General features: G+C 65.1%; 14 protein-coding genes. 9 read left to right on the forward strand and 5 right to left on the reverse strand.

From position 1 onward, the window contains the following. Positions 1-18: 18 nt before the first annotated feature. From phaC to ACM1PE_RS04145, 9 genes are all read left to right on the forward strand, one after another. The gene (gene phaC / locus ACM1PE_RS04105; protein ID WP_419342580.1) at positions 19-1,653 is read left to right on the forward strand and encodes a class I poly(R)-hydroxyalkanoic acid synthase; all 1,635 of its coding nucleotides are present in this window, start codon (positions 19-21) and stop codon (positions 1,651-1,653) included. A gap of 77 nt (positions 1,654-1,730) precedes the next feature. Continuing rightward, positions 1,731-2,468, forward strand: a complete 738-nt coding sequence (gene phbB / locus ACM1PE_RS04110; RefSeq protein WP_054450805.1) for an acetoacetyl-CoA reductase — start codon at positions 1,731-1,733, stop codon at positions 2,466-2,468. Between the two features lie 117 nt (positions 2,469-2,585). Beyond that, positions 2,586-3,152, forward strand: coding sequence for a polyhydroxyalkanoate synthesis repressor PhaR (gene phaR / locus ACM1PE_RS04115; protein WP_059374607.1), 567 nt, complete (start codon positions 2,586-2,588; stop codon positions 3,150-3,152). A 144-nt stretch (positions 3,153-3,296) separates the two neighbouring features. After that, on the forward strand, positions 3,297-4,367 hold the full coding sequence (locus ACM1PE_RS04120) for a linear amide C-N hydrolase (protein WP_419342581.1): 1,071 nt from the start codon (positions 3,297-3,299) through the stop codon (positions 4,365-4,367). A 168-nt stretch (positions 4,368-4,535) separates the two neighbouring features. After that, the gene (locus ACM1PE_RS04125) at positions 4,536-5,072 is read left to right on the forward strand and encodes an iron transporter (RefSeq protein ID WP_059374603.1); all 537 of its coding nucleotides are present in this window, start codon (positions 4,536-4,538) and stop codon (positions 5,070-5,072) included. A 2-nt stretch (positions 5,073-5,074) separates the two neighbouring features. Continuing rightward, a complete protein-coding gene (locus tag ACM1PE_RS04130) occupies positions 5,075-5,428 on the forward strand; it encodes a cupredoxin domain-containing protein (RefSeq protein WP_059374601.1) in 354 nt (117 codons plus the stop codon). A gap of 13 nt (positions 5,429-5,441) precedes the next feature. Continuing rightward, a complete protein-coding gene (locus ACM1PE_RS04135) occupies positions 5,442-6,293 on the forward strand; it encodes an FTR1 family iron permease (RefSeq protein WP_059374599.1) in 852 nt (283 codons plus the stop codon). Positions 6,294-6,332: 39 nt separating this feature from the next. Beyond that, the gene (locus ACM1PE_RS04140; RefSeq protein ID WP_118934237.1) at positions 6,333-7,730 is read left to right on the forward strand and encodes a 4Fe-4S binding protein; all 1,398 of its coding nucleotides are present in this window, start codon (positions 6,333-6,335) and stop codon (positions 7,728-7,730) included. Positions 7,731-7,809: 79 nt separating this feature from the next. Beyond that, positions 7,810-8,682 carry a PhzF family phenazine biosynthesis protein gene (locus ACM1PE_RS04145; protein ID WP_419342582.1) on the forward strand — a complete coding sequence of 291 codons (873 nt, stop codon included), beginning with the start codon at positions 7,810-7,812 and terminating at the stop codon, positions 8,680-8,682. A 101-nt stretch (positions 8,683-8,783) separates the two neighbouring features. On the opposite strand, the gene ACM1PE_RS04150 is transcribed toward ACM1PE_RS04145, so the two are convergent. The 5 genes from ACM1PE_RS04150 to cphA (ACM1PE_RS04170) form a co-directional block, all read right to left on the reverse strand. Further along, entirely contained in the window at positions 8,784-9,122 is a 339-nt protein-coding gene (locus ACM1PE_RS04150) for a BON domain-containing protein (RefSeq protein ID WP_013392352.1), read from the reverse strand. Between the two features lie 69 nt (positions 9,123-9,191). Next, entirely contained in the window at positions 9,192-9,356 is a 165-nt protein-coding gene (locus tag ACM1PE_RS04155) for a DUF1328 domain-containing protein (RefSeq protein WP_006389411.1), read from the reverse strand. Between the two features lie 27 nt (positions 9,357-9,383). After that, positions 9,384-9,584, reverse strand: coding sequence for a CsbD family protein (locus tag ACM1PE_RS04160; protein ID WP_006389412.1), 201 nt, complete (start codon positions 9,582-9,584; stop codon positions 9,384-9,386). A 594-nt stretch (positions 9,585-10,178) separates the two neighbouring features. Next, on the reverse strand, positions 10,179-12,749 hold the full coding sequence (gene cphA / locus ACM1PE_RS04165) for a cyanophycin synthetase (protein ID WP_419342583.1): 2,571 nt from the start codon (positions 12,747-12,749) through the stop codon (positions 10,179-10,181). Positions 12,750-12,810: 61 nt separating this feature from the next. Next, on the reverse strand, positions 12,811-15,426 hold the full coding sequence (gene cphA / locus ACM1PE_RS04170; RefSeq protein WP_419342584.1) for a cyanophycin synthetase: 2,616 nt from the start codon (positions 15,424-15,426) through the stop codon (positions 12,811-12,813). Positions 15,427-15,681: the final 255 nt, after the last annotated feature.

The following is a 15,681-nucleotide window of genomic DNA, read 5'->3' on the forward strand; positions in this document are numbered from 1 at the left end:
CGATAACAAGGTGTCGAAGTGAATGCCAATCTCTCCGCAGGGCCCATTCCGGTGAGCGTGGCACCGGAAGTCCTGGCCGACATTCAGGCCGAATTCTCCCGCGAGTGGCAGCGCCTTTGCGATGACGCCCGCCGCGGCGCGCTTGCGCCGCCGCCAGACCGCCGTTTTTCGGGCGATGCCTGGGCCTCCAATCATTCGCATCTGTTGCTGGCGCATACCTATCTGCTGTCGGCCCGCGCCATGTCGCGCATGGTCGACGCGGCCCAAGTCAGCGAGCCCATGCGCGACCGCCTGCGTTTTTCGATCATGCAATGGGTCGACGCGCTGTCGCCGTCGAACTTCCTGGCGCTGAACCCGGATGCCCAGCAATCCATCGTCGAAAGCGCCGGCCGCGCGCTCAACGAAGGGCTGGCCAATCTGCTGGGCGACGTCAAGAAAGGCCGCATCACGCAGACCGACGAATCGCAGTTCGAGATCGGCCGCAACGTCGCCGTGACGCCGGGCGAAGTGGTGTTCGAAAACCGGTTGTTCCAGCTCATCCAGTACGCGCCGTCGACCGCCACCGTGCACGAACGGCCGCTGGTCATCGTGCCGCCGAACATCAACAAGTTCTACATCCTGGACCTGCAGCCCGAAAATTCCTTCGTGCGGTACGCGGTGGACCAGGGCTTTACGGTGTTCCTGATTTCCTGGCGCAATCCGGTATCCAGCGACACCGATGGCGTGGACCGCGCGACTTGGTCCGATTATCTGGACGACGCGGTGTTGCAGGCGCTGCGGGTTGCCAGCGACATCACCAAACAGCCGCAGGTCAATGCGCTAGGCTTTTGCGTGGGCGGCACGATGCTGGCTTCCGCGCTGGCCCTGGCCGAGGCGCGCGGCGAGCATCCGGTCGCATCGCTGACGCTGCTGACCTCGCTGCTGGATTTCCACGATACCGGCATCCTGAACGTCTTCGTCGACGAGGCCCACGCGCTGCTGCGCGACCACCAATTGGGGCAGGGCGGGCTGATGCCCGGGCGCGATCTCGCCACCACGTTCTCGTTCCTGCGGCCCAACGAGCTGGTCTGGAATTACGTGGTCGGCAACTATCTGAAAGGCCAGAAGCCGCCCGCGTTCGACCTGTTGTTCTGGAATGGCGACAGCACCAATCTGCCTGGCCCGTTCTTCTCCTGGTACTTCCGCAATACCTACCTGGAGAACAACCTCAAGGTGCCGGGCCGCGCGCATGCCGCGGGCCTGCCGCTGGACCTGACGCGCCTGGAAATGCCGGCGTACATCTTCGGGTCACGCGAGGACCATATCGTGCCCTGGGTCTCGGCGTATGCGTCGACCCAGGTGCTGCGCGGACCGCAGCGCTTCGTGCTGGGGGCGTCCGGCCACATCGCTGGCGTGGTCAACCCTCCGGCGAAGAAGCGCCGCAGCTATTGGGCGGCTGACAAGCTTGAACAGTCAGGCCATCATCTGCCTGGCGATCCGAACACATGGTTCGCGCAGGCCGTCGAGACGCCGGGCAGCTGGTGGCCCGATTGGGCCGGCTGGTTGTCGGGCCACTCGGGCAAGCAGGTCAAGGCGCGCGAAAAATTGGGCAATGCCAAGTACCGGCCGATAGAGCCGGCGCCTGGCAGGTATGTGAAAGTCCGGGCAGCCTGAAACCGCGACCAGCGGTTAGGCCCAGACGAGAAGAAGGTTAATTAACGAGGCGTCCGTCGCACACAGGAGGAAGTCCAATGAGCGGAAAACTGGCTTACGTAACAGGCGGGATGGGCGGTATCGGCACCTCTATTTGCCAGCGCTTGGCCAAGGATGGCTTTCGCGTGGTGGCAGGTTGCGGCCCCAGCCGCAACTACCAGCAATGGCTGGATGAGCAGGCAGCGCAGGGCTACACGTTCTACGCATCCGTGGGCAACGTGTCCGATTGGGACTCCACGGTGGAAGCCTTCGAACGGGTCACGAAGGAGCTGGGCCCGGTCGACGTGCTGGTCAACAATGCGGGCATTACCCGCGATGGCCTGTTCCGCAAGATGAGCGCGGACGATTGGCGCGCGGTCATCGACACCAACCTGAACAGCTTGTTCAATGTGACCAAACAGGTGATCGACGGCATGGTCGAACGCCAGTGGGGGCGCATCATCAACATCAGCTCGGTGAACGGGCAGAAAGGCCAGTTCGGCCAGACGAACTATTCGACCGCCAAGGCCGGCATCCATGGCTTCACCATGGCGCTGGCCCAGGAAGTCGCCAGCAAGGGCGTCACCGTCAACACGATCTCGCCCGGCTACATCGGCACCGACATGGTTCGCGCCATCCGCCCCGACGTGCTGGAAAAGATCGTCGCCACCATTCCGGTGCGCCGCCTTGGCACGCCGGAAGAAATCGCGTCCATGACGTCGTGGCTGGCCTCGGACGAGTCCGGTTTTTCGACGGGCGCGGACTTCTCGCTCAATGGCGGCCTGCACATGGGCTGACCCATCGCGGACCGCCAGCGGGCGGCCCGTCGGCGCCGGAGGGCCTCGGGGAGAGGGCCCTCCGGATTACACTAACCCTATCCGAAGCCTTAGAGATCGCCCGATCCGGGGACAACCATGACGCAAGCACAAACCGGCGCCAGCCTGCGCCTGATTAAAAAGTACCCCAACCGTCGCCTGTACGACACCCGGACCAGCACCTACATCACCCTGGCAGATGTCAAGCAACTGGTCCTGGCAAACGAAGAATTCCAGGTGGTCGATGCCAAGAGCAGCGAAGACCTGACGCGCAGCATCCTGCTGCAGATCATCCTTGAAGAGGAAAGCGGCGGCATGCCCATGTTCTCGTCGAACATGCTGTCGCAGATCATCCGTTTCTACGGCCATGCCATGCAGGGCATCATGGGTTCCTACCTGGAAAAGAACATCCAGGCCTTCATGGAAATCCAGCAACGCATGGCGGAACAGTCCAAGGGCCTATACGGCAGCCAGTTCGGCCCCGAGGCCTGGACCCAGTTCATGAACGTGCAGACGCCCATGCTGCAGAACATGATGAACAACTACATCGACCAGAGCAAGAATCTGTTCGTGCAGATGCAGGACCAGATGCAGGATCAGACCCGCGCCATGTTCTCGACCTTCCCGTTCACGCCCGGCGGCACGCAAGGTCCCGGACGCAAGTAACGGCGGGGCCGCGCCAGGCGCGCGCCTCATCGATCAACACCCCAAAAGCCGGACGGAGATCCGGTTCTTGGGGTGTTTTTTCATCATCGCGCGCGGCCTTTTGCTCGCGCGGCATGCAAAAGAACCGACCCCAGGAGTGCAAGCATGAGACTGAACAAGGCGTTTTCCCGCTTGGCCTGCGCGGCATTGGCCGGCTTGACGGCCGTGTCCGCGTCGTCCGCCGCTTGGGCTTGCACGCGCGTGGTCTTCCATGGCGCCAATCAGCAGGTCGTTACCGCGCGCTCCATGGACTGGAAGAACGACATCACCAGCAATCTGTGGGTATTGCCGCGCGGCATGGCGCGCAGCGGCGAGGCCGGCCCGAACTCCCTGCGCTGGACTTCGCGCTACGGCAGCGTGGTCACGTCCGGGTATGACGTCTCCACCACCGATGGCGTGAACGAAGCGGGCCTGAGCGCCAATCTGCTGTGGCTGGCCGAATCGCAGTACCCGCAATTCGATGCGAAGGGCAAGCCCGGCCTGACCATCGCGGCGTGGGCGCAGTACGTGCTGGACAACTACGCCACCGTCAAGGAAGCCGTGGCCGCGCTGGAGCAGGAACCCTACACCATCGTCTCGGACAACGTGCCCGGCGAGGACCGCCTGACGACGCTGCACCTGTCGATCTCGGACGCCAGCGGCGACAGCGCCATCATCGAATACATCGGCGGACGCCAGGTGATTCACCACAGCCGCGATTACCAGGTGATGACCAACTCGCCTCAGTTCGAACAGCAGCTCGCGCTCGATGCCTATTGGCAGCAGATCGGCGGCACTACCATGTTGCCGGGCACCAACCGCGCGGCCGATCGTTTCGTGCGGGCATCGTTCTACATCAACGCCATCCCCAAGGATCCCGATCCCAACAAGGCGCTGGCCAGCGTCTTCAGCGTGATACGCAACGTCTCCGTACCCTACGGCATCAGCACGCCCGGACAGCCCAATATCTCGTCCACCCGCTGGCGCACGGTCTTTGACCACCAGCGCAAACTGTATTTTTTTGAGTCGGCCCTGACGCCCAACACGTTCTGGGTGGATCTGAAGGCCCTGGATTTCAGCCGGGAAAGCGGCAAGGTGCTGAAGCTCGACCTGGGGCCGGATCAGCGCCACACGTTTGCGGGCGACGCCACACGCGACTTCCAGCCCTCGGCGCCGTTCAAGTTTCTCGGGCTCTGAGTCATCCGGGGCCGCACCTCTTTCACCGCTTGATCAAACGCAATGATCCGCAGATTTCCCTGGCCTGAGGTTCAGGGTTCTGTCAGTTGATTTGGTTACATTAATGAAAACGGTTCTTGTTTGTATTTTAAGAGCCGTCGTCTCATTCGTGACTCAAGGATTATGCACATGATCAAGAAAGCCTTGGCCCTGGCCATCGTCGCCCTGAGCGTTTCCGCCGCGAACGCGGCCGAATACCCCATCGGCAAGCCGGTGGAAAAGGGCGGCATGGAAATCGGCGCGGTATACCTGCAGCCGATCGAAATGGACCCCCCCGGGATGATGCGCCCGGCCAAGGATTCGGATGTGCACCTTGAGGCCGACATTCACGCCACCGCCGGCAACAAGACGGGCTTCCCTGAAGGCGAGTGGGTGCCCTACCTGGTCGTGAAGTACGAAATCCAGAAGGTCGGCAGCCAGAACGTGCAGAAGGGCACCTTCATGCCCATGGTCGCCAACGACGGTCCGCACTACGGCGAGAACATCAAGCTGGAAGGACCGGGCAAGTACAAGCTGAAGTACACCATCCTGCCGCCGACCGAGGACAAGATGAGCCACTTCGGCCGCCACATCGACAAGGAAACCGGCGTGGGCCCGTGGTTCGAGCCCTTCGACCTGGAATATGAATTCGTCTACGCCGGTACCGGCAAGAAGGGCGGCTACTGATCGTGCGCAGCCTGCTACGCGTTGCCGCCGCATTGCTGATCGGCCTGGCGGGCCTGGCCGGGGCGGCATCCGCGCAGGCTGACGAACTGCCCACGTTCACGCTGACCTTCAAGCCGAACGGGACGTTCGAACCGGCCACGCTGGAAGTGCCGGCGGGCCGGTTCAAGATCGAGCTCATCAACGAGAGCAACGAGCCGGTGGAATTCGAAAGCATTCCGCTGCGCAAGGAAAAAGTCCTGGGGCCGGGCGTGAAGTCTTTCGTGGTGATCACTATTTCCCGCCCCGGCGAATATCCCTTTTTCGACGATTTTCACCAGAGCGTGAAAGGCACCTTGGTCGTCAAGCCCAAGGAATAAGCGGTAGCAATATATGGAACAGGTCCTCTTTATCGTCTGGCGTGAAAGCGTCGAAGCCATGCTGGTGGTGGGCATTCTCTACACCTGGCTGCGCTCCACGCCCGAGGGCAAGCGCGGCCTGAACTACCTGTGGGGTGGCGTCGCGGCAGGCTTGGCGCTGGCCGTGGCCCTGGCGCTGGTGCTGCTGGGCGTGTCCACCTGGCTCAGCGACGAAGGCCAGGAATGGTTCCAGGCCATCATGTCGCTGGCCGCATGCGCACTGGTGGTGCAGATGGTCGTGTGGATGAAGAAGCACGGCCGCACGCTAAAGGGCGAACTCGAAGGCGGGGCGCGCGCTTCCGTTGCCAGCGACAACTGGTGGGGCCTGTTCGTGCTGGTGGCCATTGCCGTGGCGCGCGAAGGCAGCGAAACCGTGGTGTTCCTGTACGGCACCGTGTCGGCGGGCGAGGGCGGCAGCGACATGCTGATGCTGGCGCTGGCCGGCGTGGCTGGTTTCGCGGTGGCGCTGCTGACGTTCTGGCTGCTGCAGCTGGGCGGCAAGCTCATCACCTGGCGCCGCTTCTTCCGCGTGACCGAAATCCTGTTGCTGCTGCTGGCCGGTTCGCTGCTGGTGGGCGGCCTGGATCACCTGATTTCGCTGGACGTCCTCCCGACCATCGTGGATCCGGTCTGGGACAGCTCCTGGCTCCTGAGCGACAGCACCGGCGTGGGCAAGATCCTGGCCGACTTTGCCGGCTACCGCGCGCTGCCTGCGCTGAGCTCGGTGCTGTTGTGGGCGGCCTACTGGATCATTGTGTGGGCGCTGCTGCGCTGGGTGGGGGGCAAGCCGGCAGGCGCTGCCGCCGCCGCCCGCAGCGCTTCCTGAACCCGACTGTTGCCGGACTGAATATTTGAAGGTTTGACCATGGCAGCTGCACTCGGGAGGGCGACCTCCCGTATCGCCGACTTCCTCCGTGACCATGCCCCGCTGTTGCGCAAGCTGCAGTGGGGCATTGTTGCGATATACGCGTTCCTTTTGATCGTGCCCGCGATCCTGCCTTTGCCGGACAATGCGGCCTCGGTGTTCAACAATCTGACCATCGTCGCGCAGTTCGCGTTCTGGGGCGTGTGGTGGCCGTTCGTGCTCATCTCCATGCCCATTCTGGGCCGGGCCTGGTGCGGCTGGCTATGCCCCGAGGGCATGCTGACCGAATGGGCCAGCGAACGCGGCCAGGGCCACGCCATCCCGAAATGGATGCGCTGGGGCGGCTGGCCTTTCGTCGCGTTCGCGCTGACCACCGTTTACGGCCAGCTGGTCAGCGTCTATCAGTATCCGCTCGCGGTACTGGCGGTGCTGGGCGGGTCCACGGTCGCGGCCATGATCGTCGGCTGGCGCTATGGCCGCAGCAAGCGCGTGTGGTGCAAGTATCTGTGCCCGGTCAACGGCGTCTTCAACCTGCTGGCCAAGCTGGCTCCCTGGCACTTCAAGGTCGACGAAGAGAAGTGGCGCCATCCGGTCATCCGCATCGAGCCCATCAACTGTGCGCCGCTGGTACCGCTGCGCCACATGAAGGGCGCGGGCGACTGCCATGTCTGCGGACGCTGCAGCGGCTATCGCGGCGCGATCGAGTTGACGCCGCGTTCGCCTGAAGAAGAAATCGTGCATGTCACCCATGGCGATCCGTGGCAGACCGCGCTGCTGTGCTTCGGCCTGATGGGCATCGCGATCGGCGCCTTCCTCTGGAGCGCCAGCCCCTGGTACGTGACCGCCAAGCAGTGGGCCGCGACCTGGCTGGTCGAACACGACATCATGTGGCCGCTGCTGGACAACGCGCCCTGGTTCATCCTGACGCATTACCCGGAAGTGAACGACAGCTTCTCATGGCTGGATGGCGCCGGCATCCTGATGTTCGTCGTCGGCGCCACGATCTGTGTCGGCGGCGCTTCCTTCCTGTCGTTGTGGATCGCCGACCGCCTGGCGCCCGCCGCGCCGGTGGAAGGCGAACCCGCGACGCGCTGGGGTCGTCCTGGCCTGCATAAGCTGGCGCAGGCCTTGATTCCTTCCGCCGGCATTGGCGTGTTCCTGGGCCTGTCGGCCACTACCGTCAACCTGCTCAAGCACGAAGGGATGCAGGCCGCCTGGGCCGCGCCCGTGCGCTTCACGCTGCTGAGCCTGGCGGTGCTGTGGACGCTGCGCCTGTTTGCGCGCCTGCTCAAGCCGCGCCAAGCCAGCGGCTGGCGCAAGGGGCTGGCCTGGCTGGTGCTGGCGGCCGGCCTGGCGCCGTTCTGCCTGGCCTGGGTATTGTTCTTCGCGGTCTGGTAGCCCGGGTCCGAGGCTTGCGATAAAGTGGGAAACGCGCCGGCCTGAGCCGGCGCATACGTTTTCAACTATCGCTACCACCATGGCCTCCTACGCTTTCCGCCTGCTCAACGTTTTCGCTTCCTCCACCTTCAGCGGCAACCAGCTCTGCGTGTTCGAAGACGCGCGCGGCATGGACGACGCCACCATGCTGAATCTGGCGGCGCAATTCAATCTGTCCGAAACGACTTTCATCCTGCCGTCCGACAAGGCGGCAGCGCGCGTGCGCATCTTTACGCCGGGCTTCGAGATGAAGTTCGCGGGCCACCCCACCATAGGCACCTCGCAGGTCGTGCGTGACTTGCGGCAGACGGGCGATGCGTTGACGCTGGAGTTCGCTGCCGGCGTGGTGCCGGTGACGGCGCGCGGCGATGCCTGGACCTTTACCGCGCCGTGCCCGGATGGCGTGCGCACCGCCGCGCCCGCGCTGGAACGAGGCGAAATCGCCAGTCTGCTGGGCCTGGATGCAAGCGAGCTGATGGACGATCCGATCTGGCTGGACACCGGCGCCGATCAGCTGCTGGTGCCGCTGGCCAGCGTCGACGCGGTGCGCCGTGTTGCGCCCGATGCCTCGCGGCTGGACCGCTGGCAGGCCAACAGCCTGGGCCGCAGGGTCATGTATGCCTACGCTTTCGACGACGATCGCCAGCAGGATGGCCGCCAGGTGGTGGTGGCGCGCTATTTCTACGCCAAGGCGGGCGGCGGCGTGAACGAAGACGCCGGCACGGGTTCCGCCTGCGCCAATCTGGGAGGCTGGCTGCTGCATCAAAAGCGTCCCTTGCCCGCCAGCATCCTGGTGGAGCAGGGCGACCAGATGGGCAGGCCCTGCCGGCTGTTGCTGGACGTCCAGGCCGACGGCCGGATCCAGGTGGGCGGACGGGCGCTGGAGATAGGCCGGGGCGTGGTGAACATCTGATCCGGAGCGCCGCGGGTAGCGGCGCAAAACAAGGCGGCGCCTGTGTCGGACACAGGCGCCGCCTTGTATTTCAAGAACGGGCCGCAACAGCCCGGTTGGGGTTACTTCTTGTTCTTGGCCGGGTCGACCTTGATGTTGTTCATGACCTGCTTGACGCCTTCGACGCCGCGCGCCACGGTGGCGGCATGATCGGCTTCGGCTGCGGTGCCGACGGTACCCGTCAGCTTGGTGACGCCCGCATTGGTCTCCACGGCGATGTCCAGCGCGCTCAGCTGCTTGTCGGCCACGATGGCGGCCTTGACCTTGGTGGTCACGGTGGCGTCGGACGCGTACTCACCCACGGACTGTTTCGGCTTGCCGTCGTCGGCGGCAAAAGCCATGGAAGTGAAGACGGCGCCCGTGCCCAGTGCAGCGGCGGCGATCAGCTTGCGGAATTCCATAGTCATGCTCCTTGTTAGTGGTTCAGCGCGTCAGGACGCGAGGATTGGGTAGTGTCTTGGGTGCGAGTTCTATTTCTTGCGGAATGCGCCGCCGAGGATGGACAGCAGCGCCAGTACCAGAAAGACGAAGAACAGGATCTTGGCGATACCGGCAGCGCCGGCGGCGATGCCGCCGAAGCCCAGGACAGCCGCGATGATGGCGATGACGAAGAAAACTACGGCGTAATGCAACATGTCAGCTTCTCCTGGTGGTTTATCGGATCAAGGATTGCGGTCGAAGAAGTCACGGACTTCTTTTTCGGCCTGCTCCTTGGTCTTGCCGTAACGCTCCTGAATCAGGCCCGCCAGACGTTCGGCGTTGCCTTCGGTGCGGGTCAGCTCGTCATCGGTGAGCTCACCCCAGGCGGCCTTGGCCTTGCCCGTCAGTTGCTTCCATTTGCCAGCGATGATGTCGTTGTTCATGGTGACCTCTCCATTTGCTAGCGGCATCCGGTTTGCGGCCTGTAAACCGGGCTGTCGCGGTTGAGTGGGACACTGATCAGCTAGGGCCTGTCGGTTCAAGTGATTCCGTCCAGGCCATGCACTTACCGTACGGGTCCGCGGCATGGCCGTCAAACCTGGCTGTGGGCAAATGTAACGGCCCGGCGCCGGCGAAATGGCCCGGTTTCCGGCGGGTAGGGATTGCAGGCGCACTAGATCCCGTAGTTACATTCCGGCAATGTCTTGTCCCCTTTTGAGGGAGGCTGGTAACTGGATCTGCAAGGCTGGACGCGGGCATGCGCGCTTGGCTTGCCGGCGGGCGCGCCGGTATAGTGTCCGCGGAACCCGCAAGCAGGTTCGGCCACGGAATATGGAAAGAGGAACTCGCATGACGCAACGACTTTGCCGCGCTATCTTGCTGACGCTGGCCGCGATGGCGGCGCTCGGATGCACGCACGTGACGGACCGCTATCAGGCCGCCGCGCCCGTGGTGTCGTCCAGCAGTTGACCGGCGCGCGCTGACGCAAACGGGGCGCCCTTGGGCGCCCCGTTTGTACTTCAGGAACCGCGTGCGGCTCAGGCCTGCGCGATGCGGCGCGCGATGTGATCCAGCGCTTCTTCGACCTGGTCGACCAGGATCAGGCACAGGTCGCCTGCGCCCAGGCGCGCCAGCGCCGTATCGATGGCGAGAAATTCGCCGTGGATCTCTTCGACGTGCTTGCTGCGCGTGGCGTTGGCCAGGCCTTGCTGCAACAGGGCCAGCACTTCGCCGTCGGCGCGGCCGCGCTGGCACTGGTCCTGGTAGAGCAGCACGTCGTCGAAGGCTTCGCCGAGGATCTCGGTCTGCATCCGGATGTCTTCGTCGCGCCGGTCGCCCGCGCCGCTGATGACCACGGAGCGGCGCTTGGCCGGCATGGCGTCCACCGCGCGCACCAGGGCCAGGATGGCATCGGGATTGTGGCCGTAGTCGGCGATGACCGTGGCGCCGCGGTAATCGAACACGTTGAAGCGTCCGGGCGCGGTCTGGGCGTCATTGACGAAGCTGGCCAGGCCGCGGCGGATGATGTCCGTGTCCAGGCCCAGCGCCCAGGTAGCGGCGATCGACGCCATGGCGTTTTCCACCTGGAAGGTGATCGTGCCGTTACGCGTGAGCGGAATGGCGGCCAGCGGGTAGCGGGTTTCCTCGCCGCCCTGCGCGGTGACGATGGAGTCGCCGTCGCGGTAGACGCAGCGCAGGCCTTGGGCGCGATGCGTGGCCAGCACGGGATGATTGCGGTCTTCGGCGAAGTAGGTAATGGAGCCCGGGCAGCTTGCCGCCATTTCAGCCACGATGGGGTCGGCCGCGTTCAGCACCGCGGTGCCGGTGGGGTGCACGTGCTGCACGATCACGCGCTTGACCACGGCCAGGTCCTCGACCGTGCTGATGTAGCCCAGGCCCAGGTGGTCGCCCATGCCGATGTTGGTGACGATGGCCACGTTGCAGCGATCGAAGGCCAGGCCTTCGCGCAGGATGCCGCCGCGCGCGGTTTCGAACACGGCAGCGTCGACGTCCGGGTGCATGAGTACGCTGCGGGCGCTGCGCGGACCGCTGCAATCGCCGGTGTCGATGCGCAGGTTGTCGACATAGACGCCGTCGGAGTTGGTCATGCCGACACGGCTGCCGGCGATGCCCAGGATGTGGGCGGTCAGGCGCACCGTGGTGGTCTTGCCGTTGGTGCCGGCCACGGCCACGACCGGGATGCGGCCGTCGTCGCCGTCCGCGTACATGTTGGCGATGATGGCCTCGCCCACGGCGCGGCCCTTGCCGAAGGACGGATTCAAATGCATGCGCAGGCCGGGGGCGGCGTTCACTTCCACCACGCCGCCGTTCTGGTCTTCAAGCGGGTAGAGCACGCTTTCGGCGACCACGTCCACGCCGCAGATGTCCAGCCCGATCATGCGGGCCGCCGACACCGCGCGCGCGGCCATTTCCGGGTGCACTTCGTCGGTCACGTCGGTGGCCGAGCCGCCGGTGCTGAGGTTGGCGTTGTTGCGCAGGAAGATCAGGGTGCCGGACGGCGGCACGGAATCGGCCTCGAAGCCCTGCTTCTTGAGGGTCGCCAGGGCAATGTCGTCAAAGCGGATCTTGGTCAGCGAGGTGGCGTGGCCGTCGCCGCGCAGCGGATCGGCGTTGACCTGGTCCACCAGTTGACGGATGGTCTGCACCCCATCGCCCGTGACTTGCGGCGGATCGCGGCGCGAGGCCGCGACCAGTGCGCCGCCGACCACCAGCAGGCGGAAGTCGTGGCCGGGGATGTAGCGTTCGACGATGACTTCGGAGCTGATTTCCTCGGCCACTTCAAAGGCCTGGATCACGCGCTCGCGGGATTCGATGTTGACGGCGACGCCGCGTCCCTGGCTGCCGTCGCGCGGCTTGACCACGACCGGGCCGCCCAGTTCCTCGGCGGCGGCCCAGGCTTCTTCGGCGGTGGTCACCGAGCGGCCCATGGGCACCGGCACGCCGGCGGCGTCCAGCAGCATCTTGGTCAGGTCCTTGTCCTGTGCGATGGACTCGGAGATGGCGCTGGTCAGGTCGGTTTCGGCGGCCTGGATGCGGCGCTGCTTGCTGCCCCAGCCGAACTGCACCATGCTGCCCTGGGTCAGGCGGCGGTACGGGATGTTGCGGGCAGTGGCGGCGTTGACGATGGAGCCGGTGCTGGGTCCCAGGCGCACGTCTTCGTCGAGTTCGCGCAGGCGCTTCAAGGCGTCGGCGAGATCGAAGGGCGTGTCGTCCAGCGCGGCGCGCACCAGCACTTGCGCCAGTTCCATCGCCAGCTTGCCGACTTCTTCCTCGCTGTACTCGACCACCACCTGGAACACGCCAGGCTCGATGGTGGAGGCGGTGCGGCCGAACGTGACGGGGCAGCCGGCATGCGCCTGCATCGTCAGGGCCACGATCTGCAGCACGTGCGCGATGGAGACCGCGCCCTGATGGCCTTCCGGGCGCAGCAGCCCGGTCTGCGGCAGACGGGCGCGCAGGCGTGCTTCGAAATCAGGCAGGTTGTCGATGGAGCATTCGGCGTCGGCGCAGGAAACGATGGCCTCGATCGCGGTGTTCTTGCTCCACAGATTGGGGCCGCGCAGTGCTCGGATACGGGAAACTTCCATGGCAGGTATTCCTGTCTAGCTCACGCGCGCCCCGCTAGTGCGAGGGCGCGCGCAGATATTGTCAGTATTGCTGAATCCAGCGGCGGACCAGGTCGATGGTGGGACCGGAGAAGGCTTCGTCGGACTGCAGCAGGACGAAGTCGCCTGCGGCGATGGCGTCGAGCTGGCTCTGGATGGCCTTGCCGTGGTCGGGCTCGTCCTGGATGTCCTTGACGCGGGAACCTTGCGCCAGGCCCTCGCGCAACAGCGCGCGCGCTTCGCCTGCGGGACGCTTGCTGCGCACGGTCAGGTCGTCGTAGAGCACCACGCGGTCGAACGCGTCGCCCAGCAGCTTGCCCTGTTCGATCAGGTCCGCGTCGCGGCGGTCGGCGCCGGCCGAATAGACGGCGGCGCGCGTGGTCGACGGGAACTGGTCGATGGCGGCGATCAGGGGGCGCAGCGCCGAGGCGTTGTGCACGTCGTCGACCACCACGGTGCTGCCGTTGCGTTCGAACAGCGTGAACTGCCAGGGAGCGTCGGCCTGGTCGATGTCGAAGGTTTCGATGCCGGCGCGGATCAGTTCCACGGGAATGTCCAGCGCCCAGGCCGCGCCCACCGCGGCCAGCACGTTCTCGACCTGGAAGGCGACGCGCCCGCCATGGGTCAGCGGGATCGAAGCCACGGTGGCCAGGCGTTCCTCGCGGGTGCCTTGCGCCAGCACGATGCCGCCGTCGCGCACGAATACGGCGCGGCCGTCTTGTTGCAGGTGGGCGGTGATGGCGGGCAGGGCGGGATCGATGCCGAAGAAGATCACGGCGCCGTCGGATAGCTCGGCCATTTCCACCACGCGCGGATCGCGCGCGTTCAGCACGGTGGAGCCGCCGGGCAGCACCACGTCCACCTGCGTGCGGAACACATTGAACATGCGCTCCGTTTCATTGATGTCGAAGTCGCCGAGATGATCGGCGTCGTCGATGTTGGTGACCACGCCCACCTGGCAGCGGTCATAGGCCAGGCCCTGGCCCAGGATCACGCCGCTGTCGTTCTCGATGACGGCGGCATCCACGTTGCGGTTCATCAGCAGGCGCGTACCGGAAGCGAAATCGGCGCGGTCACCCTTTTGCACCAGGCGGCGGTCCAGGTACAGGCCTTCGCTGCAGGCCAGGCCGGTGCGCTTGCCGGACAGGCTCAGCAGGCGGGCAACCAGGCGCGCCACCACGGTCTTGCCATTGGTGCCGGTCACGCCCACGATGGGGATGCGGCCTGCATCGCCTTCAGGGAACAGGTGGTCGACGATGGCGCGGCCCACCGGGCGCGGCGTGCCGTCGGCCGGCTTCAGGTGCATCAGCAGGCCCGGGCCGGCATTGACTTCGACGATGGCGCCGCGCTGTTCGTCCAGCGGGCGCGAGATGTCCTCGGCCACCAGGTCCACGCCGGCGATGTCCAGGCCGACGATGCGCGCGGCCAGGGTCACGGTGGCGGCGATGCTGGGGTGCACGCGGTCGGTGACGTCGAAGGCGACGTTGCCGCTGCGCTGCACCAGCACGCGCTGGCCTTCGGGCGGAACGCTGTCTTCCGACAGGCCCTGGCGCGCGATTTCCAGCCGCGCGGCGGAATCGAGGCGCACCGGGTTCAGCGGGTGGTTCTCGGTGCGGCCGCGGCGCGGGTCGGTATTGATCTGGCTGTCGATGAGTTCGGTGATGGTGGACTTGCCGTCGCCCGTCACCCAGGCCGGTTCGCCGGCGGCGGCGGCCACCATGCGGTTGCCCACGACCAGCAGGCGGTGTTCGTTGCCCAGCACGAAGCGTTCGACGATCACGCCGCTGCCTTCGTCCACGGCCACGCGGTAGGCCGACACCACTTCCTCGCGCGTGGTCAGGTTGGTGAACACGCCGCGACCGTGGTTGCCGTCATAGGGCTTCACGACCACCGGCAGGCCGATGTCCTCGGCCGCTTCCCAGGCGTCGTCCTCGCTGCGCACGAGGCGGCCTTCGGGCACGGGCACGCCGCAGGTCGACAGCAGTTCCTTGGTCAGGTCCTTGTCGCGCGAAATGCCTTCGGCGATGGCGCTGGTGCGGTCGGTCTCGGCCGTCCAGATGCGGCGCTGGGCTGAGCCGTAGCCGAACTGCACGAGGTTGCCCTCGAACAGGCGGATGTAGGGAATATCGCGGTCGTCGGCGGCATCCACGATGCAGGCGGTGCTGGGGCCGAGACAGTGCTTGTCGATCAGGCTGCGCAGCTTGGCGATGGCCGCGGGCACGTCGAAGGGGCGGTCTTCGATGGCGGCCATGACCAGGTCGCGGGCTTCGTTCAGGGCGGTGCGTGTGACCTGTTCCTGCCAGGCGCGCACCACCACCTTGTAGACGCCGCGGGTGGAGGTTTCCCGGGCCTTGCCGAAACCGCCGCGCAAGCCGGCCAGGTTCTGCAGTTCCAGGGTGACATGCTCAAGTATGTGGCCGGGCCAGGTGCCTTCCTTCAGGCGCGACAGGAAACCGCCCCGGACTCCCGGGCTGCAGCGGTGCTCGATCAGCGTCGGCAGCCATTCCGTCAGGCGTTCGTAAAAGCCGGGGATGGTGTTGGAGGGGTAGTCCTCCAGTTCACCGATATCCACCCACGCTTCGAGTACCGGACGGTACGTCCAAATGTTCGGGCCGCGCAAAGCCACGACATCGAGAAATTCAATGTCTTTCTTTTTCATGTTTTAATTTACGAGAGAAGCAGGTTGGCACGCGCGGACGCCCCTATGCAAGACCGCGAATTTATTGGGGTTGCGCCTTTAGAATAATGCCAACGAGTGGGGGATCCCAGATATTCCTAATTAGAAAAATCGGCTGCTACTATACGACGCCTTCAAGGCGTGAAATCGTTATGTTGTAAGGAAGGGACACGTTTGCCGCCAGTCCAGGTTGCGAACCGGTTGCCGCCTAGTAGGGCAGAGTCCTGGCCCGGTATG

Origin of the sequence: Achromobacter sp. PD1, assembly GCF_048541815.1 — a bacterium.
GTDB lineage: Bacteria > Pseudomonadota > Gammaproteobacteria > Burkholderiales > Burkholderiaceae_B > Achromobacter > Achromobacter bronchisepticus_A.